Raw genomic sequence first — 24641 nt, forward strand, 5'->3', positions numbered from 1 at the left:
ATGTTTCAAAATTCCGATCGTCTGAAATTTTGAAACATATTTTTTTTCGGTGTAACGATTCTATCGTATTTTGCGAAGGGATTCATCAGATTCTCAAATCGGTCAAGCCGCCGGTGCCGGCCGCTTCCTCCGCTCCTGATAAGAATTTTCATCCCTTCCCGATGAATCTGGCATGACTTTTGCTGATTCAGGAGGTTGTTCGGGTACAACGTTCCCGAAAACGGCATGTCCTAACGAAAGGATGAAGGAAAAATGGAGTATGAAGGACTACTGAAAGGTTGCAAAGTCCTCGACCTTACCAGAGTGCTGGCAGGCCCTTACTGCGCAATGCTTCTGGCCGACATGGGTGCCGACGTCACCAAAATTGAAATACCCGGGAAAGGCGACGACTCCCGTGCCAACGCGCCCATGGTTCAGAGCAACGGGCTGAAAGAAAGCGCGTATTACATGAACCTGAACCGGAACAAACGCGGAATGACTTTAAACCTGAAAAGCCAGGACGGCAAGGATATTTTCAAACAACTCGTAAAGCAAAGCGATATTGTTCTGGAAAATTACCGTCCCGGCGTCATGGAGCACCTCGGACTGGGCTACGACGAGCTGCGGCAGATCAACCCCGGAATCATCTACGGCTGCGTCTCCGGATTCGGGCACTACGGCCCTTACAGCCAGCGCGCCGGGTACGATATTGTGGGGCAGGCGATGTCCGGCCTGATGAGCACTACCGGATGGCCCGGAGGCCCCCCCACCAGGACCGGGACCGCCATTGCCGACGTAGTCGGCGGTTTAAACTGCGCCATCGGCGTTCTTGCCGCATATTCGCATAAACTGCAGACGGGGGAAGGTGAAAAAGTCGACATCTCGCTGGTGGACGGCATGGTTTCCGCGCTTGAAATCATCAACATGATCTATTTGGTTCAGGAAAGAGTTCCCACCCGGATCGGCAACCGTTATGAAGCCGTATACCCCTACGACACGTTTCGCGCAAAGGGGGAAGATCAGTACGTCGTGATCGCTGCCGGCAACGACAAGCTGTTCGGGCTGCTGGCCGGTGTAATGGGCCGGCCCGAGCTTACGGAAGACCCCCGCTTCCGCACAAATATTCTCCGCGTCCAAAATCACGAAGCGCTGAAACCGATCGTAGAAGCATGGACCGCTCAGTACACGATTGATGAAATTGTCGACATGCTTCTGAAAGTCGGATGCCCGGCGGCGCCGATCAACACCATAGACCGCGTGGTCAAGGATCCCCACATTTCCGGCGCGCGAAAAATGTTCGTGGAATGCAACCATCCAATCGGCAAGTTGACAATTACCGGCAACCAGATTAAACTGACCAACCACCCCATTGAAGAATTCCGCCCCGCGCCTCTGCTCGGCCAGCAAACCATGGAAATTCTGGGCGAAAAGCTGGGTCTCAGCGATAGCCGGATCAATGAATTGAAAGCGAAAGGAGCTCTGTAAGGAGGTGATTACGATGAAAAAAATCGACGTGATAGAGGTCGGTCCCCGCGACGGTTTTCAAAACCTGCCCGATTATCTGCCCGTTTCGGACAAGCTGACCGTCATCGACAGTCTGGTGCAATCGGGCGTAAAACACATGCAGATTACATCTTTTGTCAATCCCAAAGCGATTCCCCAGATGAAAGACGCCGGTGAAGTCGCCCGCGCCTGCCTCCGGAAATACCCGGAGCTTGATTTGTTCGCGCTCATCCCGAATTTCAGGGGCGCGCAGTCCGCCCGGGAAGCCGGAATAAAAAAGGTAACCAACGTGATTTCGCTGAGCGTCAGTCATAATAAAGCAAATATCAACCGGACACATGACGAATCGTTTGCAGAACTGGCAAAAATCAAGGAGTCTTTTCCGGAGCTCGACGTTTGTCTGGACGTCGCGACGGCGTTCGGCTGCCCGTTTGAGGGAAAGTTTCGCAGGGTGGAGCCGCTTCTCGGTTTCCTGCAGCGCGCCTGGGGCCTTGGAGTTACAACGTTCAATCTGTGCGACACCGTCGGTTTGGCGGATCCGGCACAGGTTCGCCTTTTTCTGAAAGCGGTTAAAGAGAAATTCCCCGCCGCCAGGGTGGAAATCCACATTCACGACACGCGGAACATGGGGCTTGTCAATACCCTTGCCGCCGTGGAATCCGGAATAGACGGAGTGCAGGCAACGCTCGGCGGTCTGGGCGGCTGCCCGTTCGCTCCCGGTGCGTCGGGGAATACGGCCACGGAGGACCTTGTTCTGATGCTGAACGAGATGGGATATGAAACCGGGATTTCCTTTGAGAAAATTCTTGCGGCGGCAAAGGCGGAATATCAGATGATTCCAAACGGAATTTACAGCGGCCATAATATCCGAATCAAAAGCGGCTTGTGTTGCTAAAAATATGTTTCATAAATTTTTATGTAAGAAATAATGAAACATAACTCAATAAATCCGCCCTGCTGACATGACCTGTATTAGCGTATTTTATCTATAATTTTCTTAATGTATCTGCATTTTTTGACGATTTGTATGTAAATGGCATAGATTTTGCTATTATACTAAATCAGTGGCCTGTTCACTGCTGCAAAACCGGGTTTCGCGCTTTGACCGATTTGCAGGCATTTGTAAAGGCGCAAATAATTAGAACAGGAGTTTGTATTATGAAAAGGAAACTTGCACTGTTTTTAACCTTTGCACTTCTCACAACTTCCCTGCTGAGTGCCTGCGGCGGCTCCGGGGCGTCAACGCAGACCGCCTCAAATCCGGGCGGCGCCGCATCCTCCGCGTCGGGGGGTGACGCTTCAAAGGACCCAGCGGTTACATTCAAGGTTAACAATACTCATTCCGGGGAAGGCGTCCAGGACACCACGATGGACCTGCTGATTAAATTGTGCGACCAGTACTCCGGCGGCACGATAAAAGGAACAAAAATCGCAGGCGGCAGCCTGGGCGGAGAACGTGAAATGACGGAAATGGTCCAGCTCGGAACCCTGGATGTCGGCCTGATCGCGGACATGGGAATCGATTCGTCAATCGGCGGACTCGGCTGGGCATGGCTTCCGTTTATGATTACCTCTTACGATCAGGTTGACAAATATTATATCAACGGATGGATCGGGCAGGAGCTGACCAAAGAGATGGCCGCGAAGGGAATTGTTCGTGTGGCGGCTACGGAAAATGAATTCCGCGAATGCGGTACCGTATCGCGCCCGATTCAATCCATGGACGACTTTAAGGGCCTGAAAATCCGCGTGCCGGAAGTTGACGCGTGCCAGGACTTCTACAAGGCCTGCGGTGCGATTCCCGCCGCGATCAGCACCAGCGAAACCCTCGCGGCGCTCGAGCAAAAAACCGTGGACGGCGTTGACAACTCGGTTTACAATCTGAAATCCATGGGCGTTCTTGACGACATTAAATATGTGACTATGCTAAATTACATGTATTCCGGCGCGTCCATTGTATGCAGCCAGTCCTTCTGGGACAAAATGACCCCCGCGCAGCAGGCCGCATTTACAAAGGCCGCGACGGAAGCCGGCGCGAGCTTCCGCAAATCCATGCGCGCCGACACTCAAACCATTATAAAGAACGGTAAATTCAAGACCTACGAAGTGAAAGAAGATTCCCAATTCTATAAAGATCTGAAGAAAGTTGCGGTAAACCTGTGGTCCACCTATAACAACAAGTTCGATTCCTCCATCATGGAAAAAATCAATAAGGATTTTGGCGTTTAAGCCGGAATCTCGCCGATTCAAACGTTTGTGAAAGGAAAACAAAGCAGCGGCGGATTCCAAAATTGAATCAATCCGTCTGCTGCTGTTTTCTTTAAAAACCGTTTTTAAATCCATTTGGGATGTGAGGGTACTTGATATGCAGAAAAAAAGCGCCGAAAAAACCTTCCGTAAAATTGAACACGGCATCGTCGCCGTGGAGAACATCTTTCTGGTTGTTTCGCTGGTCGCCATGGTCGGCAGCATTGCGATTCAGGTCGTCTGCCGTTATCTTCTGATGATTTCCTCCCCTTGGTGCGAAGAGCTCGCGCGGTATCTTTTTGTGGCTCTGACATTTATCGGGGCCGCCCGCGCGTTTGCGACCAAGGAGCACATCGGAATCGACCTTGTGGACACGATCGCCGAGAAAAAATGCAAAAATCCTCAAAAGGTGATCGCGCTGTTTAATAAGCTTGCGATTCTGATTACGTTCCTCTTTATCGTTTTGTTCTCTTATCTTTATTTTGACTATCTTCAAAGCATCGCAGTGCACCCGCAGGTTTCTGCGAGCATGCACATCAACATGCTGATTCCGATGAGCAGTATTCTGATCGGCAGCATTCTGATGGCCTACCACGATATTTGCCGTCTCTTTTATTCCTATCAAACAAATGATGAAGCAACGGAGAGTGCTTGATTAAAGGAGGATAAAAACAATGAGCCCATTGGCATTACTCGGTATTTTTCTGCTGTTCTTCCTTGGTCTGGCCATGTGCTTCAAAGTTCCGGTCGGGTATTCTATCGGCATGGCAACGCTGGCCGTACTGTTCTTCGACGGCTTAAGCAGTAAAATTCTCTGCACGGTCGCCTTTTCCGGTCTGGACAGCTTTCCGCTGCTTGCCGTTCCGCTGTTTATTTTTGCGGGCGCAATCATGCAATACAGCGGCATCGCGGCCGCGCTGATTGAATTGATCGATTCCCTGGTGGGGCGCCTGCGCGGTTCCCTGGGCGCCGTAACCATTCTGACTTCTGCGGCGTTCGGCGTTTTGACCGGCTCCTGCCTCGCGACCATCAGCTGTGTGGGCGGCATCATGGTCCCGGAAATGAAGAAAAAGGGGTACTCGGCCAGCTACTGTGCGGCGCTGGCTGCCGCGGCAAGCTTTCTGGGAATTTTAATTCCGCCGTCCGTACCGGGAATCATGTATGGTTTGTGCGCCTCGGTCAGTATTTCTCAGGTATGGATGAGCACCGTCGGACCCGCTCTTATCTGCATCGTCGCCTTTATGGGAATCAACTACTTTGTGCAGGGGCGCAGGGAAGAAAAAAGCACGGTCCGGATTACTTTTCCCCTTTACATAAAAAACGTCGGAACGGCTTTTCTGAGCTCCATTCCCGCGCTGATTATGCCCGTGATTATTTTCGGAGGAATCTACGGCGGCATTTTTACCGCTACCGAAGCCGGTGCCGTCGCTGTCGTTTACGGAATGATCTTTTTCCTGTATAAAAAGATATTTCATAAAAACGACTTGACTTCCAAATTCCTCGGTCTAACCTTAAATGCGGCGATCTCAACCGCGGCTATTTGTATTCTGATCGATTTTTCCAACTGTTCCGGCCGCGTCATCTCCATGATCGGCATTGCGGAAGCGATCAAAGTTTTTGTCACCGCCCATATTGCGAGCGGCGCCGTCTTCCTGATCTTTGCCAATGTCATTTTCCTGATTGCCGGAATGCTGATCGATATTAACGCCGCGATCCTGCTCATCGTTCCGCTTCTGCTGCCTACCGCAACGGCAATGGGAATCAACCCGATCCACTTCGGCGCCATTATTCTTGTCAACCTGAGCGTTGGATTCATAACGCCTCCCTTCTGCAGCTCCGTATTCATGGCCCAGAAAATTTCCGGCGCGCGGTATGTGGATATTGTAAAAGATGTTATGCCCTTTGTTATCGCCAGCCTGGTCGTCGTATTGCTGACCACCTATATCCCTGCAATTTCCACTTTCATTCCGAACCTGCTGGCATAAACAAACTTTCCTTTCCAATCACCTCACTTTGGCCTTAACGCAAAAGAAAAATGGAATCGCTCCGGAGAGAGCGGTTCCACTTTTCTTTATTTCAGACTTCTGCGTTCAAAGGCGTTTTTGATCTTCAGCTCATCGCGGTATTTCGCAACCGTTCTGCGTGATAGGTTAACTCCCGATCCCTTCAGTTTTTCCGCAAGCGCGCTGTCGCTAAGCGGTCTGGCAGCGTCTTCCTCCCGAATCAGCCTGACAATCATTTCCTTGACCGCGTGGCTGCTCATCGTTTCTCCGCAGGACGCCACGCCGGCGCTGAAAAAGTCCTTAAACAGACGCGTGCCAGCGGGCGACTGAAGATATTTTTCCCGAATTGCCCGGCTGACGGTCGATTCATGAAGCTTCAGCTCGCTCGACACCATGCTGAGATTCAGCGGCGCCAAAGGACCTCTGCCCTCGAAATACTCTTTCTGCCTGTCGAGGACCACGCGCGTCACTCTAAGAAGGGTGTTGCGCCTTTGCTCAACGCTTTTCACAATAAACTGCGCCCGCCGGATTTTTTCTTTCAGGTACTCCGTCGTGCCCGGATCTTTCGAATGGTGATACAGAGCTTCATACATTCTGCTGACGCCGACGGATCCGATCCACCGGTCATTGAGCGTAATCTCCCAGGAGTCTTCCTGCCGGTCGATTAAGACGTCCGGTATGATGTAAGCCGGATTCTCCGGGCATCCAAACCCGCTGCCAGGGCGCGGGTTCAGGGTGTGAAGGACCGCAACGTATTCTTTCACCTCTTTGATCGGAAGAGAAAGCTGCCGTGCTAGTTTATGATAATGGCCATAGGCGACCTCAGGCAGGTGATTTTCTACGATCGAAGCAAGATTGCGGTCCCAAAGGCCTTTTGCCTCCAGCTGGAGCAGCAGGCACTCGCAAAGGCTGCCGGCCCCCACTCCGGCGGGCTCCATGCACTGAACCGCGTCAATGCATTTTCGCACCTGATCCGGGCTGCAGTTTGTAAGGGAACTGATTTCGTCCGCCGAAACCGTGAGATAGCCGTCCTCATCCAGAAGGTCGATGATATACTGAATCAACTGGATTTCCCGTTTTGTATACATACGCAGCCTGATCTGGGATTTCAGTGATTCCTGCAAAGAAATCGTTTGGTCTTCTTTCCGTGCAGGCTCCCGCTCCTCATCGTCCCATTCAATGCTCTCGGGGCCGTGTCCCTGACGGCAAAACCAATCGCCGACCGAACGGATCTTCTCCTCTTCCGAACCGCCTTCCAGCTCCAGCACGGGATTTTCCATTTGCTCGCGCTGCAAAAAATCATACAATTCGCTGTTGTTCATCATCAGAATCTTCAGCGACTGAGTCTGCAGGAGCGACAACGTTTGCTTCTGGCTGATTTCCTGCAGTAAGTCCATCCCAAATTCCTCCCCGCTTTCATCTCTCAAGTTCAATATAGCAGCAATTTGCCGTATCATAATAACAATTCGGAAAATGAGAGCAAAGCCGGTTCGAAGCAAGCATCAAATTCATGGAAAATTAGGATTAAAAGCCATATGCCGAGGATCAAACATATGGTTATCCGGTGAAAGGCCGCGGCCGCTGATCAAATGACATTCGAGCTTCCATCAAGTCCCCGTCACTGAAAACGCAGGTTGTTCGGGCACGAAATGCCGCCGACAGCCTGCTTTTTCATATCCGCCGGCGGATGCTTCCCGAACGGGCGTAAGCCTTTAAACGAGCGAAAGTTCAATGTCAGCCTGTTCGATGAAGCTTTTCCAGTCGGAGGACAGTCCGCTGTCGGTGATAATCATATCCATTTCATTGAGCTGAGCAAAATAAGCCGGGCTTACCTTGCCGAACTTGCTGGAATCCGTAATCAGGATTTTTGTCTGCGCGGACTGGATGACCGTGCGCTTGTTTGGGACCTCGTAATTGTTCGCGCAGGTTATTCCCAGCTTTTCATGGACGCCGGTGGCTGAAATAAACGCCTTGGTCGCCCGGATTTCCCCGATCAGCTCAATGGATTGGGGGGATTCGAACAGCTGCTCGGTCGGGTGGTAATACCCGCCTGGAAAAATCAGCTTGGTCAGCGTTTTATTGATGAGGCAGGAGAGCACGTTGTAATTGTAGCAGAGCACCGTAATATCCATGTCTTCCGGCATGTACCGCGCGAGCTTGTCCGCGGTGGAGCCGGAGTCGATGATGACCACGTCGCCCGGTTCAATCAGGGTTGCCGCAAATTTCCCGATCCGGTCCTTTTCTTCGTTTTGCTGTATTTTTGCCGAATACAGCTCGTAATTCGAAACGGTGTTCTCGACGACGCTGTTTCGACGATAGGTTGCGCTTCCATAGCTGCGGTCCACAATGGCTTCGCTTTTCAGCGTGTCGAGATCGCGGCGGATGGTCATTTCGGAAACGCCGAGAAGCTCGGCCAGCCGCCGGACCGACACGGTTTCATTTTCTTTTAAAATCGCGACTAATTGATTGAGCCGTTTACTTCGGTTTTTCATGTCCACATACCCAAGTTTCTTTACTTACAGCAATTCCAGTTGAATTGTAGAAGTTACTTATGTCCCTCCCCCGCATTCGGCGGGGAGGGACATGTCCATAGTTGCAATCTAAATTGGAAATGCTGTAACGTTATAAATTGATACTATCATTATACCAAATTTCTGAAAGAAATCAACCGATTTCCATTTTTTTGATTGATGTCCACCTGATCAAACATGTATATGTTCGTTTTAATCTAAATTTTGTTACATATATGTTCGACTTTTAATAAATTGTTTGATACTGTTGTAAAAAGCAACATATTTTAAAGAACTATCTCGATAATAACAACGAAATTGTTTTTTTGTATTGACTTAGTGTTCGATTCAGCTCATAATTGTGTTCGAATGCAGGGCATATCACACAGGAAGTGATCTTAAAACTTATAAAATTTTGGCGTTTCATTAAATCGGACCGCCGCCGGAAAGGATGGAAAAAAATGAACGCAGCGGAAAAAAAGAAGCTTCAGATCCTTGCCTGCAAGGTGAGGCTAGGCGCAATCGAAGGGGTATATCGCGCCAAATCGGGACATCCGGGCGGAAGTCTGTCGGCCGCCGACCTTTTTACATACCTGTATTTCAGGGAGATGAGGGTGGACCCGGCGAATCCGGGGGATGAAAACCGGGACCGCTTTGTACTGTCCAAGGGACACAGCGCGCCGGGCTTGTATGCGGCGCTTGCCTTAAAGGGATATTTCCCGATGGAGGAGATCAGTCGGCTGCGCCGCATCGGGGCCATGCTCCAGGGGCATCCGGATATGAAGGGGACGCCGGGCGTAGACATGAGCACCGGTTCTTTGGGGCAGGGCTTTTCCGCAGCCTGCGGCATGGCGCTTGCCGGCAAGATGGACCGCAGGGACTACCGCGTTTTCACCCTGCTGGGGGACGGGGAGATTGAAGAGGGCGAAATCTGGGAGGCCGCAATGTTTGCCGCCCACCACCGGCTGGATCATCTCTGTGTGATTGTGGATAACAACGGACTGCAGATTGACGGCTCCGTTGAGGAAGTCGCCGGGCCGGCTCCGATTGACGAGAAATTCCGCGCCTTCGGCTTCGACGTTCAAACGATCGACGGTCACAGTTTCGACGAGATCGAAAAGGCGCTGAATCACGCAAAAACCGTCAGGGGAAACCCCTGCGCCATCCTCGCAAAGACGGTAAAAGGAAAGGGCGTATCTTTTATGGAAAACCAGGCCGGCTGGCACGGAAAAGCCCCGAACGACGAACAGTATGCGGTGGCCAGGAATGATCTGAACAAGATACTGCGCAGACTGGAGGCGGAATAATATGGCGGAAAAGGTGAAAAAGGCGACCAGAGAAAGCTACGGAGAGGCGCTGAGGGAGCTGGCGGAAGAATATCCGCGTGTGGTCGTTCTGGACGCGGATTTGGCGGAAGCGACCAAGACGGCGCTCTTCAGGGACGCATATCCGGAGCGTTTTATCGACTGCGGCATCGCGGAATGCAATATGGTCGGTGTGGCGGCCGGCCTGGCCTCCTGCGGTAAAATTCCGTTTGCCACCTCTTTCGCGATGTTTTCCGCGGGCCGCGCTTATGAACAGGTGCGCAACTCCGTCGGCTATCCGAGGCTGAATGTAAAAATCGTCGGTTCCCACGCGGGCGTTTCCGTCGGGGAAGACGGAGCAACTCACCAGTGCTGTGAAGACATCGCCCTGATGCGCACCGTGCCGGGGATGGTCGTTCTCAACCCTGCCGACCACTACGAGATGAAGGCGGCGGTGAAAGCGGCCGTTGAGTGGAAAGGCCCGGTTTATATCCGCCTGGGAAGGCTCGCGGTGGAGAGCTTCAACAATTCGGACGGCTACAGTTTCGAGCTTGGCAAAGGCATCACGCTGCGGGACGGCAAAGATCTTACGATTATCGCCACCGGACTGATGGTGTCGCGCGCGCTGGAAGCGGTGAAAAATTTGGAGAGACAGGGCGTTGACGCCAGACTGATCAACATCCATACGATCAAGCCGATTGACAGGGAACTGGTCGTACGGGCGGCGAGGGAAACCGGAAAAATCATCACGGTGGAAGAGCACAGCGTGATCGGCGGACTGGGAGACGCGGTTTGCGGCGTTCTTTCCGGGGAATGCCCGGTGCGGGTCGTTAAAATCGGGGTGAACGACCAATATGGTCACTCCGGCCCGGCGCAGGACCTCCTCGACGAATTCGGGCTCAATGCCGACCACATTGCGGAAACCGCGCGGAAGGTTATGGAACGGTCGTAACGGGCCGGATGCGCCGGAGCCTGAAACCCGGCCGCATCATCCCTGACGGAATATCTGAAATGACGGAAAAGGAGCTATGGAGTATGAATCGGAATACGGTCGTGATCGGCTGCGACAATGCCGCAGTGGAGTTAAAAAAGACGATTGCCGGCTATCTGGAGGAAAAAGGCTGCCGGGTGGAAAATGTCGGCTGCGACGAATCCGGCGACCCAACCAATTACCCGACCGTTGCAAAGCGGCTCTGCCGGAAGATCATCGACAGCGGTTACAACAAACGCGGGATTTTGATTTGCGGCACGGGGATCGGCATGGCAATGTGCGCGAACAAGTTCAGGGGAATTCGCGCCGCCGTCTGCCACGACGCCTATTCCGCGGAGCGCGCCGCGCTGAGCAACAACGCAAACGTCCTCTGCATGGGGGCCCGAGTCATCGGACCGGAGCTTGCGAAAAAAATCGTGGACGAGTGGCTTCCGCTGGAATTCAAGGGAGGCCGTTCCACCGTCAAACTGGAGGAAATCTCCGGGATTGAAGCTGAAAATTTCCGGTAGCTGCTGATCATAACAGAAAGGGGCTTTTCATGGACCGCAGGAAAAAGATTTATTTGGGCACCAACACCAAGATGTACAAGACCACGGCGCAGACTGTGGCGTTTTTAAAAAGGCTGAACCAGTTGACGAAGGATATTTCACGCGACAGGATGGAGCTCTTTGTCATCCCTTCCTATCCGTCCCTCGCGGCTGCGCGGGAAAGCGTTCCGAGACAGAGCGTTTCCCTGGGCGCGCAGAACATGGCGTGGGAAGAGGAGGGGCAGTTCACCGGGGAGATTTCTCCGCTGATGCTTCAGGAAGCCGGCGTGGATCTCGTCATGGTCGGACATTCCGAGCGCCGCCATGTGTTCCGTGAAACGAATGAAGAAGAAAACAAAAAGGTTTTATGCGCTCTGAAGGCCGGGCTTTCCCCGCTGCTCTGCGTTGGGGAGACCGCCGGCGAAAAGGGGTTCGGAATCGCAGAGGAAGTGATCCGCACCCAGCTGAAGATCGGCCTGTACGGCGTCATGCCCTGCGAGGCGAGAAAAATCCGGATCGCCTACGAGCCGGTATGGGCCATTGGGGTGAACGGCGAGCCCGCCTCCAAGGAATATGCCGATCAGATCCACACGGTGATTCGCAGGACGCTGACAGAGCTGTTCGGCGCCGAGGCCGGCGGGGATGTTCCCGTTCTTTACGGCGGAAGCGTAAACCCGCAAAATGCAGAGGAATTGATTTGGATGCCGGGGATCGACGGGCTGTTCATCGGCCGCAGCGCATGGGACGCGGACAACTTCAACGCCGTCATCCGCAAGGTGCTGCCGGTGTTCGAAGAAAAACGCGCGGGGGAGGGTGCCGAATGAAGCCGTCCCAGCTTTACGCGCTGAATGAGTCCATCCGCGATCTGGATTACGTTCTTGCCGCCTACTATCTTGAGCTGCCGAAGGAAGCCGACGTGGTGGAAAAGGCGGCGGGAATGGCAATGGGCCAGACGATCGGCACCTGGGTCCCGGTTCCGGGAATTACGGACGAAATGAGGGAAAAGCATATGGGGAAAGTGGTCAATATCATTGACCTTCCCCCGTGCGACCTTTCCACTCAGGTGCAAACGGAGACGGCCGCCTACCTGATTCAGCTCGCATATCCGGTGTCCAATTTCGGGGCGCAGTTTCCGCAGATGCTGGTGACGCTGCTCGGGAACGACGCTTCCACTTCCGCTCAGGTGAAGCTGGTGGATCTGCAGCTTCCGAGAAGCTTTGTCGGGGAGTTCCGGGGGCCTCGGTTCGGGATCGAGGGTCTGCGCAGGCTGACCGGGGAGCCGGAGCGCCCGCTGCTTTTGAACATGATCAAACCCTGCACCGGTTTTACGCCGGACGTGGGAGCGAAGATTTTTTACGAGACGGCTCTGGGCGGCGTTGACTTCATCAAGGACGACGAGCTGCTCGGCAATCCGGAATTCTGCCCTGCGGCGCAGCGGGTGAAAGCGTATGGGAAAGCCTCTGACGCAGCGTATGAAAAAACCGGGCACCGCGCGATTTACATCTGCAATGTGACGGACCGCGCGGACCGCGTGCTTGACAACGCGAAGCGCTGTGTCGAGGCCGGCGCGAAAGCCGTCATGGTCAGCTATGCCGCGGTCGGCTACAGCGTGGTACGCGCGCTTTCGGAAAGCGTGGGGGTACCGGTTCTGGCTCATTATGCGGGCAGCGGACCGCTGTTCGAGGGCGTTGCCAGCGGTCTTTCGTCCCCGTTTGTCACCGGGCTGTTTCCAAGAATGGCCGGCGCGGATCTGATCATGATGAATACTCCGTACGGCGGATACCCGCTGAAATACCAGAAATATATTCAGGCGGCGCATCAGATGTCCCTGCCGTATTATCATTTGAAACCTTCCATGCCGATTGCGGGCGGCGGCGTGCACCCGGGCATTGTCGAACGCTATGTGAAGGATCTGGGGACTGATATGATTCTCGGCGCGGGCGGTTCCGTTCAGGGGCATCCGATGGGGGCGGCCGCCGGCGCGCGGGCCATGCGCCAGGCAATTGATGCCGCGATGGCGCGCGTCCCTGTGGAGGATGCCGCGAGGGAGCACGAGGAGCTGCGCGCCGCGCTGGAACGATTCGGGCGCGACGGGTAGACGCGTTTCAAGAACCTGCCGGCCGGTTGCCCCTACGGGCCGGAGGACAACACGAAAACTGATCGAGGTGTGTGAATTGCAGCAATATGACATGATCATTATCGGCGGCGGGATAACCGGCTGCGCCATCGCGCGGGAGCTTTCCAAATACCGGCTGAAGGTCGCTTTATGCGAAGCATCCGCCGATGTTGCGGCGGGTACGACCAAAGCGAACGGCGGCCTGATCCATGCCGGAGACGATCCTGTGCCCGGAACCCTGAAAGCGCTTTTAAACAGCAAGGGGTGCCTGATGTACCCCGTTCTTTCCGAAAAGCTGGGGTTCCGTTTTCAGAAAAAGGGCTCGATGGTGGTCGGCTTCGACGAAAAGGATCTCGCCGTTTTAAAGAAGCTGCTGGAACGCGGCCGGCTGAACGGAGCTCCGGACCTGGAGCTGATCGGCGGAGACCGCATCTTCGACCTGGAACCGGAGACAAACCGGAAGGCGAAATATGCTCTTTATACCCCGCACACGGGAATGGTGGACCCGTTTGAAGTCGCGATTGCTTTCTGCGAGAACGCGGTCGCCAACGGCGTTCGGCTGTATCTTTCCTCCCCTGTTACGGCGATCCGCAGAGCGGAGGGCGGTGGGTTCCTGGTTACTATCCCGAAAGGGGAGATTGCCGGCAGGTATGTTCTTAACTGCGCCGGCGTGCACGCGGACGACGTGGCGCGGCTGGCCGGCGCGGATGAATTCACCATTCGCGCGCGCCACGGCGACCTGCTGGTGATGGACAAAAACTGTGGGATCCGCGATGTGATGACGCTGTATCCGGTGCCAAAGCCCGAATCAAAGGGCGTCGTCCTCATGAATTCCGTTTCCGGGAATATCCTGGTCGGCTCCACGGCGGTCATGATGGAAAAAGACGACGTCGCGAGCTACCGCGATGGGATCGAAGAGCTGATTTCCAGCGCGAACCGGCTGATCGAGAAGCTGGATACCCGCAAAGTGATCCGCACGTTTGCGGGCAACCGCGCCGTTGTCGTGGGAAACAACAACGACTTTTACATTCGGCCCTCCCAAAAAGTTGAAGGGCTGTTCCATATTGCCGGAATCCAGTCCCCGGGGGTGGCTTCCTCCCCTGCGATCGCGGCCTATGCGGTTCAAATGCTTAAGGCTTACGGCGTGCCGATGGTTGAAAAGGACGACTTTATCGACACACGCACTCCGCCGGTCGATTTCAGCACGCTCACCGCGGAGGAACAGGATGAGCTGATCCATAAAAACCCGGCATATGGCCGGATCGTCTGCCGCTGTGAGTGCGTGACCGAGGGGGAAATCGTCGACGCCCTGCGCCGAAACCCCAGACCGACGACGGTGGACGCCGTCAAACGCCGCACCAGGGCGGGAATGGGACGCTGCCAGGGCGGCTTCTGCCAGCAGAAGGTTCTCGGCATCATGGCGAGGGAACTGGGGCTCAGCCCGACTGAGATCAGTCTCGGCGGGGCGGATTCTCAGATCGTTTACTCCAAGCTGAAGGAGGGCTGCTGATATGAATAAGCTGCAATTTGACGTTGTGGTGATCGGGGGCGGGCCCGCCGGCATGGGGGCGGCGCTGAAGGCGCAGGAAAACGGCGCGAGCGTCGCTTTAGTCGAGCGAAACCCGCGCCTGGGCGGAATCCTGCTGCAGTGTATCCACAGCGGGTTCGGTCTGAGGCTTTTTAAGAAAGAGCTGACCGGGCCGGAGTACGCACAGCGTTTTATCAACCGGCTGAAGGATACGGGTGTGAAAGTTTTTCTTTCCACCATGGTACTGAGAATCACTCCCGACAGGGAAGTGGTCTGCATGAACGAGACGGGAATTACCGTGATCCACGCGAAAGCCGTTGTGCTCGCAATGGGCTGCCGCGAACGCACCCGGGGGGAAATCAAGATTCCAGGCGACCGCTGCGCCGGCGTTATGACTGCCGGCCAGGCCCAGCACTATATCAACATCGACAATTTCTGCCCCGGCCGTCGGTTTGTCATTCTCGGCTCCGGGGATATCGGGCTCATCATGGCGCGCCGCCTGAGTCTGGAGGGGATGAAAGTAGAGGGCGTTTATGAGCTGATGCCGTATCCGAACGGCCTTGTCCGGAATCTCAAAAACTGCCTGGAGGACTTTGGTATTCCGCTGCATCTCTCCACCACCGTGTCCCGCGTCATCGGCAAGAACGGCCGCGTTTCCGCGGTCGAGGTGACAAAAGTGGACGACAGACAGCGGCCTTTGGAGGGAACGTCTGAAATCGTGCCGTGCGACACGCTTCTTCTTTCCGTCGGCCTGGTCCCGGAAAACGAACTGTCTCTCGGCGCCGGAGTCAGGCTCAATCCCCGCACGAACGGCGCGGCGGTGGACGACAGCCTGCAGACCAGCGTCCCCGGCGTCTTTTCCTGCGGCAACGTTCTGCACGTGCACGACCTGGCGGATAACGTCACAATGGAGGCGGAACGCGCGGGAGAATCCGCGGCCGCTTATGCAAAGGGCGTTCGGGGCGAAAGTACGGCGGACCTGAAAATCCACTGCGAGGAACCGATCGGCTATACGGTTCCTTCGGTCATTCGCTCGCGCGAAAAGACCTCCGTCATGTTCCGCGTGCGGCGTCCCTGCGACCGTGCGCGCCTGACGGTTATATCCGCCGGAGAAGTTTTGCTGCGGGGCAAACCGCGCCGATACATCCCGAGCATTATGGAAGAGCTGATCCTGACGCCCGCTGTTTTGCAAAAGGCCGAAGGCGAGATCACTATGAAAATCGAATCCGTATGAGGAGGAATCCTGGATGGACACCAGAAAACTTGTGTGCACGGTCTGCCCGAACAGCTGCGGCATAACCGTTGAGTTAAACGAAAAAGCGGAAGCGGTCCGGGTTTTGGGGAACAAATGCCCGCGCGGCGAGGCTTTTGCCAGACAGGAAATCACCTGCCCCGTACGGGTGATCACCAGTACGGCGCTGCTTCGCTGCGAAGACGGAAGGGAAGCTCTGCTTCCGGTGCGTTCCTCCGAGGCGTTCGCGCTGAGCAAGCACGCGCGGGCCATGGAGCTGCTCCGGCATGTTACGGTGCGCTCCCCGGTCAGGATGGGCGACATAATCATCCGCAATTTGCTGGATACGGGCGTTGACCTGATTGCCTCATGCGATTCCTGATTTCAGCGCTTTCATCACCGGCATTTGGGCTGGTTATCATTCTTGGCGTCACTTTTCTTATTTACGCCGTCTGCCGGGCCCGCTTGTTCCGGCGCGGCGTCGTAGATGCGGCAGCCGTATTTTTGAAGAGAGGTGTGCCATTCCTGAGAAAGAGGCCGGTCGGTGATAATTGCGCTCAGGCAGTCGTACCCGCAGATGGTGATGAACGATGCCTGATTGAATTTTGTATAGTCCGCGACCAGGTAGCATTCTTTGCTGCGCTGAAGGATGGTTTTACGTATCTGAGCCAGGTCGTCGTTGGAATCCGTAACGCCCTGGTCGATGGAAAGCGTACGGCAGGAAAAGAAAGATTTATCCACATAATACTCGTTCAGGGCTTTCTGCGCTTTGCTGCCGTAGAAAGCAAGCTCTTTGAGGGAGAAAAACCCGCCGATGCCGATCAGGCGGATGTTCTCCTTTTTGGAAAGAAGATTGATAATGGGCAAAGAGTTTGTAATCAGCGTGAGCCTCATGTCCTCTACGGCCTTTGCAATTGCGAAAGTGGTCGTTGAATGATCCAGAAAAACAACGTCGCCGTTTTGGATGAGGCTCCTGCATTTTTCGGCGATAATGCCTTTTTCCTTTAGGTAGACGGTGGAACGAATGCTGTAGTCAATCAGATTTTCAACGCCTGTCTGTACGAAGGCTCCGCCGTAGGAACGCAGCAAGACTCCCTCCGATTCCAGACTTCTGAGATCGCGCCGGATCGTTTCGTCCGTTACGGAGAACAGTTTGGCAAGCTCCGAAACCGTGGCGCTTTTCTTTTCCAGAATCAGATCTTTAATTTTCTGTTTGCGTGTAACCGATAACATCGGGCAGGACTCCTTTCCTGATTGCGGCGGATTCCGAAATGCGCTGCCGCCGCTTTTCAACGCTTTTTTTAGTTTGTGGGCAATGGCTTCCCGGGGTTCACCGGATTGTTCGGCTCTTAACGCTGCACCCTCCTTTCCAACTGAAAATTCCACGGGCCGGCAGTCCGAAAAAAACAAGAATTCAATATAAAACAACATAACAACAAAATTGCTTATAACAATTATATAATATATATCCTATAAATGCAAATATTTTTTGGGAAATTACGTAATATTTGCCTAAATATGATTGACACTCCAACATAATAATGGTATAATCCATCATAAATCCAAATAATGACGAGATAAACAAAAATGCAGAATGGGGCGATAAAATGTTTGTCCAAAATAACTATCCCACCGATGAGCAAGCAAAATTGGATATCGTCAAATATGGACGCGGATTGTTTCAACACGGTTATGTGGTATCAAATGACGGGAACATTTCGGTGAAGGTATCGGAAAATGAAATCTGGTGCACCCCGACGGATGTATCCAAGGGAGATATGAACCCCGATATCATGGTGAAGCTCGATTTGGACGGAAACATCATAGAAGGGCATGAAACGCCGTCTTCCGAAGTGAAGATGCATCTGCGTGTTTATCAGGAGAATCCGGACGTCATGGCGGTTGTGCACGCCCATCCCATCTATGCGACGACATTTGCGATTGCGGGCGTTGCGCTGGATGAGCCGACGCTCATGGAAGCGCTGATGCAGCTTGGCAGCGTGCCGGTGGCAAAATATGCAAAGCCCGGTGTGGACGAAGTCCCCGAAAGCATCGCGCCTTTCTGTAAGGATTACAACGCCGTTCTTCTTTCCAATCACGGGGCGCTGACCTGGGGGGATTCCATTTCCACGGCATACCGCCGCATGGAGGTTTTGGAGGATTATGCAAGGATTACGTTTAACCTTCATCTTCTTGGAAAAGCCCGCTATCTGACGGAGGAGCAGCTGGCGGGGCTGGATGAGCGCCGGCGGGCCGGCGGCTTTACCACCGGACTGCTGCCGCGTGGGGTCAGCCGACCGCAGAACGCGTCGGATGTTCTTCCGAGAACAGCTGACCTCGGACCGCTTTAAAAGTACAGAGAAAAGGGGATACGGTTATGTTAAGCAGGAATTTAATCCGTTTGAATCTTGATGTAAAAAGCAAAGAAGAGGCAATCCGCATACTGGCCGAAGATTTTGTGGAGGCCGGCGTTGTCAAAGAGAGCTTTGTGGATGCGGTGCTGGAGCGCGAACAAGAGTCGCCGACGGCGCTTCCGGCCGTCGCTTATGATGTTGCCATTCCCCATACCGTGAGCGCTCACGTGATTACCCCGGCGATGAACGTCGCCGTGCTGAAGCACCCGGTGGAATTTCAGCAGATGGGGTCTCCCGACGTCACGCTTCATCCCCAGGTGCTGTTTATGCTTGCCATCAGCGACCCGAAAGATCAGCTTTCACTGCTTCGCCGCATTATGAAAATGCTGCAGAACAAGGATCTGCTCAATCAGATCCGCGCCGCAAAAAGCGAAGATGAAATTTATGGTTTGCTCAAACCCGTCATTGAAGTCTGACCGCTTTTCATGGATTAATATCAAAGCCGCGGCCGAGGTATTAACATAGATTTTATCTAAAAAAGGAGTGTGTGTTTATGGCAACAAGAATCAAGATTTTATCAATCTGTGGCTCGGGGGTGGTGACCTCGAACATGGTAGCCGGCAAACTCAAGGATCTGTTTGCGGAAAAGGGCTACGACGCGGAAACGGTCGAAGCCAATTCCAGCGAGGTTGAAGGCTGCTGCAGCCGGGAGCACTTCGACCTGATCGCGTATGCAAGCCCGATCAGCAACAACTGCGGCGTGCCAGCTTTCAACGCGATCGGCTTGATTACCGGAATGGGCGAAGACGAATTTATGGAGGAGGCGATTGAAGCACTGCATAAGGCCGGGAAATAACCGGATTGAGCTTTGGTAGCTGCGGAGGTTGTACGGGAAAAGGGGCATATCGGCTTCTTATTCCGAAATGAAATTGGGAGGATTCACAATGTTTTTTACAGCGATTAAAACCTTCTTCGATACATTTGGACCCGTCGTATTTGTACCGGTCGTCATCTTTATCATTGCGGTTATCCTGAAGGTTCCGGTCAAAAAGGCTTTTATGTCCGGCTTGTCCGCCGGCGTCGGCCTGGAGGGATTTAACCTTGTGATCGGCGCTTACAGCCCTATCATCACGCCGATCATCAATCAGCTGGTTAAGGATACCGGCATTCACCTGAATATCCTTGACATGGGCTGGCAGACCACTTCGATCATCGCATATTCCACAAACATCGGTATGATCTACCTGGTTGTGGCGATCGTACTCCAAACCGTGCTGTTTCTGACGCATTATACCAATGTATTCCAAGCCGGCGACCTTTGGAACAACTACTCCTACATGGCTTGGGGGTCCTGCTTGTTCCTGCTGACAAAGAATTTTGCGCTTTCCCTTTCCTGCATGATCATGCAGCAGCTTTTCACCCTCTGCTTTACAGAGGTGATTGAAGAAAGATGGTCCAAATACTATCGTTATCCAAGCTGCACCATCGCTTCCCTACATACCGCGACCGTCGGCGTTTATGCGGTCGGCATGAACTGGGTCCTGAACCGTCTGGGTCTCTACAAGGTGAAAGCGGACCCGGAAAGCTTCCGGAAGCGCTTCGGCTTTTTGGGCGAACCCATGACGCTGGGATTTCTGCTTGGGCTGTTTATCGGCGTCATCGGGAACATAAAGCATCTGGGAGAACTCGCATCCTGGGGCACGATTCTCGTCTGCGGTGTCGCCACCGCCTCCGTCATGGCGGTTTTTCCGAAGATTTCGGGCATTTTCGCCGGTTCCTTCGGGCCTATCACAGAGGCTTCCAAAAAATCCGTGAAAGGAACCAAGGGAGAATGGTACCTGGCCGTCAACGACGCCTGCGGATACGGCGAAACCGCAACGCTGATTTCCGGAATTGTTCTGATGCCGATCGTACTGATCATTTCCTTTATTCTTCCAGGAAACCAGACGCTCCCCATGCTTGATCTGGTTGCAATCCCATACGTCATCCAGCCCTGCGTTGCCTGTTCAAACGGCAATATGCTCAAATCCATTATCTCCGGCGGCATTTACTGCGTTTTGTTTTTGTATTGCTGCACCATGACCGGCAGCGCGTTCACCGATGTGGCCAAGAGCGTCGGCACCATCGAAATCCAGGCCGGCGTAATGATGATCACAAGTTTTATCATACTTGGTCAGCCGGTCGGCGCAATTATCTTTATGGCGTTCCTTTCGAAGAATCCGATCGCGATCGGGGCGGTCGTAGCCGTGTATATTTTCTCTTACATTTTTGTACGCAAGAATCGCGCCAAGATTCACGCCTGGATCGAAAAAGAAGCGGTGAACCCCGGCCATATAAACGACAGTGCCGCCACCGTGCCCGCGCAAAGCTGAACATCCCGCTTTTCATGCAGCGGCATTCGGCCTTGCCGCTGCGGCAGCCGTTCGGTCGACAGCTATGTTAACGTTCCGAGGGAAAAAGGGGCGCCGCACTGTTTCGGCGGTGCGATTTCCCCTTTCCCTTTTTTGAAATGATGAAAAGCCGTCTGGAAGCTTTCCAAAGTCAAGGAGGAGTTTGAATTGGTATGTCAGGGAAATCCGGTGTCCGAAGGAATCGCGATCGGCAAGGTCATGCGATATGAGCCGTTTGTTCCTGTGGTCGACAATACGGCGATTGCCGGGGAAAAGATACCGGCGGCCTTGAGCCGTTATGAGGAAGCGCGCAGCGGCGCGAAGCAGGAACTGGAGGAATTGCGGCTTCGCCTTGAGCAGGAAGACCCGCAAAAAGCCAAGATCATCAAGGCCCATATGGATATCCTGTTTGACGTGGCCATGGAGGAGGAAATCCGCGACGGGATTGCCGGAGGAAAAAGCGCGGAGGCAGCGGCGGACCAGATTTTTCGAAAATACGCCAGGATCATTGGAAGATCCGCGGATGAAAGGATTCGGGAGCGCGCTTCGGACCTGGAGGACGTCAGATGCCGCCTGCTCAGGAACTGCATGGGAATTCCGGAACGGAATCTGGCGTTCCTCGCGGAACCGGCGGTGGTCGTAGCAAAGGATCTCTTTCCGTCGGATACCGCGTCCATGGACCGCCGGAAGGTGCTCGCCATTGTCACGGAGGTCGGCGGCCCCACTTCGCATACCGCGATTCTCGCACGCAGTTATGGAATTCCGGCTTTACTGGGTGTAAAGGATGCGCTTTCGCTGCTGCAGAGCGGTCAATCCGTCATCGTAGACGCCGTGGACGGCAAACTGATTGTCAACCCTGCCGGCGAGGAGGAAAAAGCGTATCGCAGAAAGGCGGCCGAGTTTCGGCGCCAGGCGGAAGAGACGAAAAAATATCTGGACGGCGACTCCTTTACAAAGGACGGCGTAAAAATTGAGGTTGAGCTGAATATCGGTTCCGCCAACGCACAGGAAATCGACGCAATTCGGCACACAAACGGCGTGGGCCTCTTTCGCTCCGAATTTCTGTATCTGGGAAGAGAGACTCTTCCCACGGAGGAGGAACAATATAAAATATACCGCAGGGTTCTGATGCAGGCGGGAGACGCCCCCGTGATTCTGCGAACCTTGGATATCGGCGGTGACAAGAAACTTGAATGCCTGCAGCTTCCGAAGGAGGAGAATCCGTTCCTCGGCAACCGCGCCCTCAGACTTTGTCTGGAGCGCCGCGATATTTTTAAGACCCAGCTTCGCGCGGCGCTCCGCGCCGGTACCGTCGGAAATTTGTGGCTGATGTTTCCGATGGTGGGCAGCATGGACGACATCCGAAAGGCCAAGGGGGTTGTCAGGGAAGTACAGCGGGATTTGGATTGTGAAAAGATTGAATATAACAGGGAAATTAAAATCGGCATCATGATTGAAATTCCCGCCATCGCCCTGATCGCGGATCTGGCCGCCAAAGAAGTCGATTTTGCGAGCATCGGCACGAACGACCTTTGCCAGTATACCACGGCGGCGGACCGGCTGAACCAGAATGTCGCACAATATTATCAGAGCTACCACCCGGCGCTGTTCCGGCTGATACGCGATACGGTGCGGCAGTTCGACAGGGCCGGGAAACCGATTTCCGTCTGCGGTGAATTGGGGGGCGACGGTCTCGCCATGCCGGTCCTTCTCGGCTTCGGCATGCGGCGTGTCAGCATGGGATTATCGGCGGTCGCGCGCGCGAAAAGGATCATTTCCCGCCTGGATCTGGCGCAGGCGCGGGACATGGCGGACCGGGTCTGTCAAATGGAAACGGCGGGAGAGGTGGAAGCGTATCTCAGAGATGCGCTGAAAGATATTGTATAAGAGATAAGGAGACACGACGATGTATTCGAAGAAAACCGTTATTGCAAACCCGACCGGGCTTCACGCGCGCCCGGCATCCGACTTTATCGCGGCGGCAGGAAAATTCTCCTCCAAGATCAGAATTTCCCGCGTTGCCGGGGACCCGGAAGAAGATGCGGCGAATGCCAAGAGCATTATCAGCTTGCTTTCCTTGGGGCTTGCCCAGGGAGAGGAAGTAGAGGTCTTTGCGGATGGGGCGGATGAAAAACAGGCGGTGGACGATCTGGTCGCGCTCATCGATTCCAAATTCGGGGAATCATCCGCAGGATGAACGGCCGTTGCAAACAGGGGAGGGATGGCTGATATGGAGCCGATCGCTTATCAATTCAAATTGACGATGAATGATTACAGGGAAATGGTTTTCTTCTCCACTTTTTCGTTTCGCAAAGGGCAGAACATCGCTGTCTTAATCGCCTGGATCGCGGGCTCCTCCGCCTTTTTGCTTGATTTGGCCGGGATCATCGAGCTGACGGAAACGATCCACCTTTGCGCTCTGATGGTGGCCGTTACCATGCCGATGCTCTTTGTAAGCGCTTTGCTCCGTGTCCGCCGGTTTAAGCGGGACGGATCCGCTTACCGCAAAAGGGCGCATACGGTATTGCTGGCAAAAGACGGGATGCAGTACCGGGAAAGCGGAAACTACCATACCGGAAAGGACAACTGGGACGACATCGCTTACGCCTTCGAGACGAGTCATCTTTTTATGATCTTCCGGACGCAGAACGACGCGGTCCTGCTTCCCAAAAGAGGCGTGCCGGAAGATTTGACTGAAAAAACCCGCGTTTGTCTGAAGGAGCATCTCGGCGTTCGTTTTAAAATACATTGCAGGGCCGGGTCTAAGAATTGGAAACGGACTGGAAAATCCGGCGCAGCCATGTAACTTTTTGCGATAAAATGATTTAAAAAGGCAAACGGACTCCTGACGGCAAGAGCCCGCTTGTTTTTTTAAGCTGTTTAAAATCTCAGGAAGAACGGTTTTTCGCGTGCTTTTTGGCAGGGAAGAGGGAGAGAACCCCTGTATGGGTCCGCAGCGGACGACCGTTCAGCGAACAATGCCTCTTAATTTTTGCAGACGCGGAAAAGGGTTTCCGCGTTTTCTTTTGCCAAATTTAAAATATCCTGCGGACTTTCGCCTCGGATTTCAGCGATTTTTTCCGCGACGAAAGGGATCAGCGAGGAATCGTTGCGCTTGCCGCGGTACGGGACCGGCGCGAGATAGGGACAGTCGGTTTCCAGCAGCAGGCGGTCGCGCGGCAGGCTCTTTACCACCTCGACCGGAACGCGGGCGTTCTTAAACGTGACGGAACCGCCGACGCCGAGATACATCCCGAGCCGAACGGCTTCGGACGCCATTTCCACGCTGCCCGAAAAGCAGTGGATGACCCCGGTCGGGCGGTGGCGGCGCAGCAGCTCCATGGTGTCGCCGTGCGCGTCGCGGTCATGCACGATCACCGGCAGGCGGAGCTTGTTTGCCAGAAGAATCTGCTTTTCGAAAATATCGCGCTGCACGTCTCTGGGGGCGTTTTCCTCAAAGTGATAGTCAAGGCCGATTTCCCCGACCGCAACAATGTGCGAATCGGCGAGCAGCTCTTCCAGCTGTGCCTGCCAATCGGCGGGAACGTCTTTGGCGCATTCCGGATGAATGCCCGCCGCCGCCGAAAAATAGCCGTACCGCCCCGCAAGTGAAATTGCTTTTCGGGAAGAGACAAGGTCCGCGCCGCAGTCGACCACATGGCAGACGCCCCGCTCCGGGAGCGAAGCGAGCAGTTCGTCCCGGTCGGCGTCGAACGCTTCGTCGTCGTAATGCGCGTGGCTGTCGAAAATATTGGAGTAATTCATATGACCTCCATCAAAGATTTCTTTAGTGCGTTGAGGTGCATGGGATAAAAGCCGTTCCTGTTCCGTGAAAGCATCTCTTTGCACTTTTGGCGTGTGGCCCATCGCATATTGGCGGTTTCGTTTGTTTCCGTCGGTAAAGTTCCTCTGCTTGGCACACGAATGTCTGCAAAACAAGAAATGTCCGCCATCCGCC

At 54.0% G+C, this 24641-nt stretch carries 24 protein-coding genes; 20 read left to right on the top strand and 4 right to left on the bottom strand.

Going from position 1 to position 24641, the window contains the following annotated elements; all coding sequences use genetic code 11:
* Nucleotides 1–252 precede the first annotated feature (252 nt).
* From CAFE_RS03850 to CAFE_RS03870, 5 genes are all read left to right on the top strand, one after another.
* The gene (locus CAFE_RS03850) at nt 253–1464 is read left to right on the top strand and encodes a CaiB/BaiF CoA transferase family protein (protein WP_066642036.1); all 1212 of its coding nucleotides are present in this window, start codon (nt 253–255) and stop codon (nt 1462–1464) included.
* A 13-nt stretch (nt 1465–1477) separates the two neighbouring features.
* A complete protein-coding gene (locus tag CAFE_RS03855) occupies nt 1478–2377 on the top strand; it encodes a hydroxymethylglutaryl-CoA lyase (RefSeq protein ID WP_066642041.1) in 900 nt (299 codons plus the stop codon).
* Nucleotides 2378–2640: 263 nt separating this feature from the next.
* The gene (locus tag CAFE_RS03860; protein ID WP_066642043.1) at nt 2641–3711 is read left to right on the top strand and encodes a TRAP transporter substrate-binding protein; all 1071 of its coding nucleotides are present in this window, start codon (nt 2641–2643) and stop codon (nt 3709–3711) included.
* A gap of 136 nt (nt 3712–3847) precedes the next feature.
* Nucleotides 3848–4384 carry a TRAP transporter small permease gene (locus tag CAFE_RS03865; RefSeq protein WP_066642045.1) on the top strand — a complete coding sequence of 179 codons (537 nt, stop codon included), beginning with the start codon at nt 3848–3850 and terminating at the stop codon, nt 4382–4384.
* A 19-nt stretch (nt 4385–4403) separates the two neighbouring features.
* Nucleotides 4404–5714 (top strand): TRAP transporter large permease, encoded by a 1311-nt coding sequence (locus CAFE_RS03870; RefSeq protein WP_066642046.1) that lies wholly within the window; start codon nt 4404–4406, stop codon nt 5712–5714.
* An 86-nt stretch (nt 5715–5800) separates the two neighbouring features.
* On the opposite strand, the gene rpoN is transcribed toward CAFE_RS03870, so the two are convergent.
* A complete protein-coding gene (gene rpoN, locus CAFE_RS03875) occupies nt 5801–7129 on the bottom strand; it encodes an RNA polymerase factor sigma-54 (RefSeq protein ID WP_066642048.1) in 1329 nt (442 codons plus the stop codon).
* Nucleotides 7130–7444: 315 nt separating this feature from the next.
* Nucleotides 7445–8224: a DeoR/GlpR family DNA-binding transcription regulator gene (locus tag CAFE_RS03880; protein WP_066642286.1), complete on the bottom strand. Its 780-nt coding sequence runs from the start codon at nt 8222–8224 to the stop codon at nt 7445–7447.
* A gap of 479 nt (nt 8225–8703) precedes the next feature.
* Between CAFE_RS03880 and CAFE_RS03885 the strand changes: the two genes are divergently transcribed.
* From CAFE_RS03885 to CAFE_RS03920, 8 genes are all read left to right on the top strand, one after another.
* Entirely contained in the window at nt 8704–9549 is an 846-nt protein-coding gene (locus CAFE_RS03885; protein ID WP_156989848.1) for a transketolase, read from the top strand.
* 1 nt (nt 9550) lies between these two features.
* Complete coding sequence (locus tag CAFE_RS03890; RefSeq protein ID WP_066642057.1) at nt 9551–10498, top strand: transketolase family protein; 948 nt, start codon at nt 9551–9553, stop codon at nt 10496–10498.
* 83 nt (nt 10499–10581) lie between these two features.
* Nucleotides 10582–11046, top strand: a complete 465-nt coding sequence (gene rpiB, locus CAFE_RS03895; RefSeq protein WP_066642295.1) for a ribose 5-phosphate isomerase B — start codon at nt 10582–10584, stop codon at nt 11044–11046.
* A 29-nt stretch (nt 11047–11075) separates the two neighbouring features.
* Entirely contained in the window at nt 11076–11888 is an 813-nt protein-coding gene (locus CAFE_RS03900) for a triose-phosphate isomerase (protein ID WP_156989849.1), read from the top strand.
* Nucleotides 11885–13162 (top strand): RuBisCO large subunit C-terminal-like domain-containing protein, encoded by a 1278-nt coding sequence (locus tag CAFE_RS03905; RefSeq protein WP_156989850.1) that lies wholly within the window; start codon nt 11885–11887, stop codon nt 13160–13162. The genes CAFE_RS03900 and CAFE_RS03905 overlap by 4 nt, the downstream gene beginning before the upstream one ends.
* A 76-nt stretch (nt 13163–13238) precedes the next feature.
* Nucleotides 13239–14690, top strand: coding sequence for an NAD(P)/FAD-dependent oxidoreductase (locus tag CAFE_RS03910; protein WP_066642064.1), 1452 nt, complete (start codon nt 13239–13241; stop codon nt 14688–14690).
* A 1-nt stretch (nt 14691) separates the two neighbouring features.
* Nucleotides 14692–15942: an NAD(P)/FAD-dependent oxidoreductase gene (locus CAFE_RS03915; protein ID WP_156989851.1), complete on the top strand. Its 1251-nt coding sequence runs from the start codon at nt 14692–14694 to the stop codon at nt 15940–15942.
* Nucleotides 15943–15955: 13 nt separating this feature from the next.
* Nucleotides 15956–16321, top strand: coding sequence for a DUF1667 domain-containing protein (locus CAFE_RS03920; protein WP_156989852.1), 366 nt, complete (start codon nt 15956–15958; stop codon nt 16319–16321).
* A 14-nt stretch (nt 16322–16335) separates the two neighbouring features.
* On the opposite strand, the gene CAFE_RS03925 is transcribed toward CAFE_RS03920, so the two are convergent.
* Complete coding sequence (locus CAFE_RS03925) at nt 16336–17172, bottom strand: DeoR/GlpR family DNA-binding transcription regulator (RefSeq protein WP_083209901.1); 837 nt, start codon at nt 17170–17172, stop codon at nt 16336–16338.
* A gap of 374 nt (nt 17173–17546) precedes the next feature.
* Here CAFE_RS03925 and CAFE_RS03930 point away from each other — a divergent pair, with 374 nt between their 5' ends.
* The 7 genes from CAFE_RS03930 (at nt 17547) to CAFE_RS03960 (ending at nt 23489) form a co-directional block, all read left to right on the top strand.
* Entirely contained in the window at nt 17547–18290 is a 744-nt protein-coding gene (locus CAFE_RS03930) for a class II aldolase/adducin family protein (RefSeq protein ID WP_156989853.1), read from the top strand.
* 26 nt (nt 18291–18316) lie between these two features.
* A complete protein-coding gene (locus CAFE_RS03935; RefSeq protein ID WP_066642098.1) occupies nt 18317–18769 on the top strand; it encodes a PTS sugar transporter subunit IIA in 453 nt (150 codons plus the stop codon).
* Between the two features lie 77 nt (nt 18770–18846).
* Nucleotides 18847–19149, top strand: coding sequence for a PTS sugar transporter subunit IIB (locus CAFE_RS03940; RefSeq protein ID WP_066642107.1), 303 nt, complete (start codon nt 18847–18849; stop codon nt 19147–19149).
* Between the two features lie 88 nt (nt 19150–19237).
* Nucleotides 19238–20665 (top strand): PTS transporter subunit IIC, encoded by a 1428-nt coding sequence (locus CAFE_RS03945; protein ID WP_066642109.1) that lies wholly within the window; start codon nt 19238–19240, stop codon nt 20663–20665.
* Between the two features lie 186 nt (nt 20666–20851).
* Entirely contained in the window at nt 20852–22570 is a 1719-nt protein-coding gene (ptsP, locus tag CAFE_RS03950; RefSeq protein ID WP_233452696.1) for a phosphoenolpyruvate--protein phosphotransferase, read from the top strand.
* A 19-nt stretch (nt 22571–22589) separates the two neighbouring features.
* Nucleotides 22590–22880, top strand: coding sequence for an HPr family phosphocarrier protein (locus tag CAFE_RS03955; RefSeq protein WP_066642111.1), 291 nt, complete (start codon nt 22590–22592; stop codon nt 22878–22880).
* A 33-nt stretch (nt 22881–22913) separates the two neighbouring features.
* Entirely contained in the window at nt 22914–23489 is a 576-nt protein-coding gene (locus tag CAFE_RS03960) for a YcxB family protein (RefSeq protein WP_166525057.1), read from the top strand.
* Nucleotides 23490–23668: 179 nt separating this feature from the next.
* Here the strand turns inward: CAFE_RS03960 and CAFE_RS03965 are convergent, their stop codons facing one another.
* Entirely contained in the window at nt 23669–24448 is a 780-nt protein-coding gene (locus CAFE_RS03965; RefSeq protein WP_156989855.1) for a TatD family hydrolase, read from the bottom strand.
* Between the last annotated feature and the right edge of the window lie 193 nt (nt 24449–24641).

Origin of the sequence: Caproicibacter fermentans (genome assembly GCF_009746625.1) — a bacterium.
In the GTDB taxonomy this organism is placed as follows: domain Bacteria; phylum Bacillota; class Clostridia; order Oscillospirales; family Acutalibacteraceae; genus Caproicibacter; species Caproicibacter fermentans.

Coding starts and splice junctions, on each gene's coding strand:
- CAFE_RS03850 (WP_066642036.1), top strand. CDS start 253: ATGGAGTATGAAGGACTACTGAAAGGTTGCAAAGTCCTCGACCTTACC.
- CAFE_RS03855 (WP_066642041.1), top strand. CDS start 1,478: ATGAAAAAAATCGACGTGATAGAGGTCGGTCCCCGCGACGGTTTTCAA.
- CAFE_RS03865 (WP_066642045.1), top strand. CDS start 3,848: ATGCAGAAAAAAAGCGCCGAAAAAACCTTCCGTAAAATTGAACACGGC.
- CAFE_RS03930 (WP_156989853.1), top strand. CDS start 17,547: ATGTTTGTCCAAAATAACTATCCCACCGATGAGCAAGCAAAATTGGAT.
- CAFE_RS03935 (WP_066642098.1), top strand. CDS start 18,317: ATGTTAAGCAGGAATTTAATCCGTTTGAATCTTGATGTAAAAAGCAAA.
- rpoN (WP_066642048.1), bottom strand. CDS start 7,129: ATGGACTTACTGCAGGAAATCAGCCAGAAGCAAACGTTGTCGCTCCTG.
- CAFE_RS03905 (WP_156989850.1), top strand. CDS start 11,885: ATGAAGCCGTCCCAGCTTTACGCGCTGAATGAGTCCATCCGCGATCTG.
- CAFE_RS03965 (WP_156989855.1), bottom strand. CDS start 24,448: ATGAATTACTCCAATATTTTCGACAGCCACGCGCATTACGACGACGAA.
- CAFE_RS03920 (WP_156989852.1), top strand. CDS start 15,956: ATGGACACCAGAAAACTTGTGTGCACGGTCTGCCCGAACAGCTGCGGC.
- CAFE_RS03870 (WP_066642046.1), top strand. CDS start 4,404: ATGAGCCCATTGGCATTACTCGGTATTTTTCTGCTGTTCTTCCTTGGT.
- CAFE_RS03885 (WP_156989848.1), top strand. CDS start 8,704: ATGAACGCAGCGGAAAAAAAGAAGCTTCAGATCCTTGCCTGCAAGGTG.
- CAFE_RS03960 (WP_166525057.1), top strand. CDS start 22,914: ATGGAGCCGATCGCTTATCAATTCAAATTGACGATGAATGATTACAGG.
- CAFE_RS03925 (WP_083209901.1), bottom strand. CDS start 17,172: ATGTTATCGGTTACACGCAAACAGAAAATTAAAGATCTGATTCTGGAA.
- rpiB (WP_066642295.1), top strand. CDS start 10,582: ATGAATCGGAATACGGTCGTGATCGGCTGCGACAATGCCGCAGTGGAG.
- CAFE_RS03860 (WP_066642043.1), top strand. CDS start 2,641: ATGAAAAGGAAACTTGCACTGTTTTTAACCTTTGCACTTCTCACAACT.
- CAFE_RS03915 (WP_156989851.1), top strand. CDS start 14,692: ATGAATAAGCTGCAATTTGACGTTGTGGTGATCGGGGGCGGGCCCGCC.
- CAFE_RS03945 (WP_066642109.1), top strand. CDS start 19,238: ATGTTTTTTACAGCGATTAAAACCTTCTTCGATACATTTGGACCCGTC.
- CAFE_RS03880 (WP_066642286.1), bottom strand. CDS start 8,224: ATGAAAAACCGAAGTAAACGGCTCAATCAATTAGTCGCGATTTTAAAA.
- CAFE_RS03890 (WP_066642057.1), top strand. CDS start 9,551: ATGGCGGAAAAGGTGAAAAAGGCGACCAGAGAAAGCTACGGAGAGGCG.
- CAFE_RS03940 (WP_066642107.1), top strand. CDS start 18,847: ATGGCAACAAGAATCAAGATTTTATCAATCTGTGGCTCGGGGGTGGTG.
- CAFE_RS03900 (WP_156989849.1), top strand. CDS start 11,076: ATGGACCGCAGGAAAAAGATTTATTTGGGCACCAACACCAAGATGTAC.
- CAFE_RS03955 (WP_066642111.1), top strand. CDS start 22,590: ATGTATTCGAAGAAAACCGTTATTGCAAACCCGACCGGGCTTCACGCG.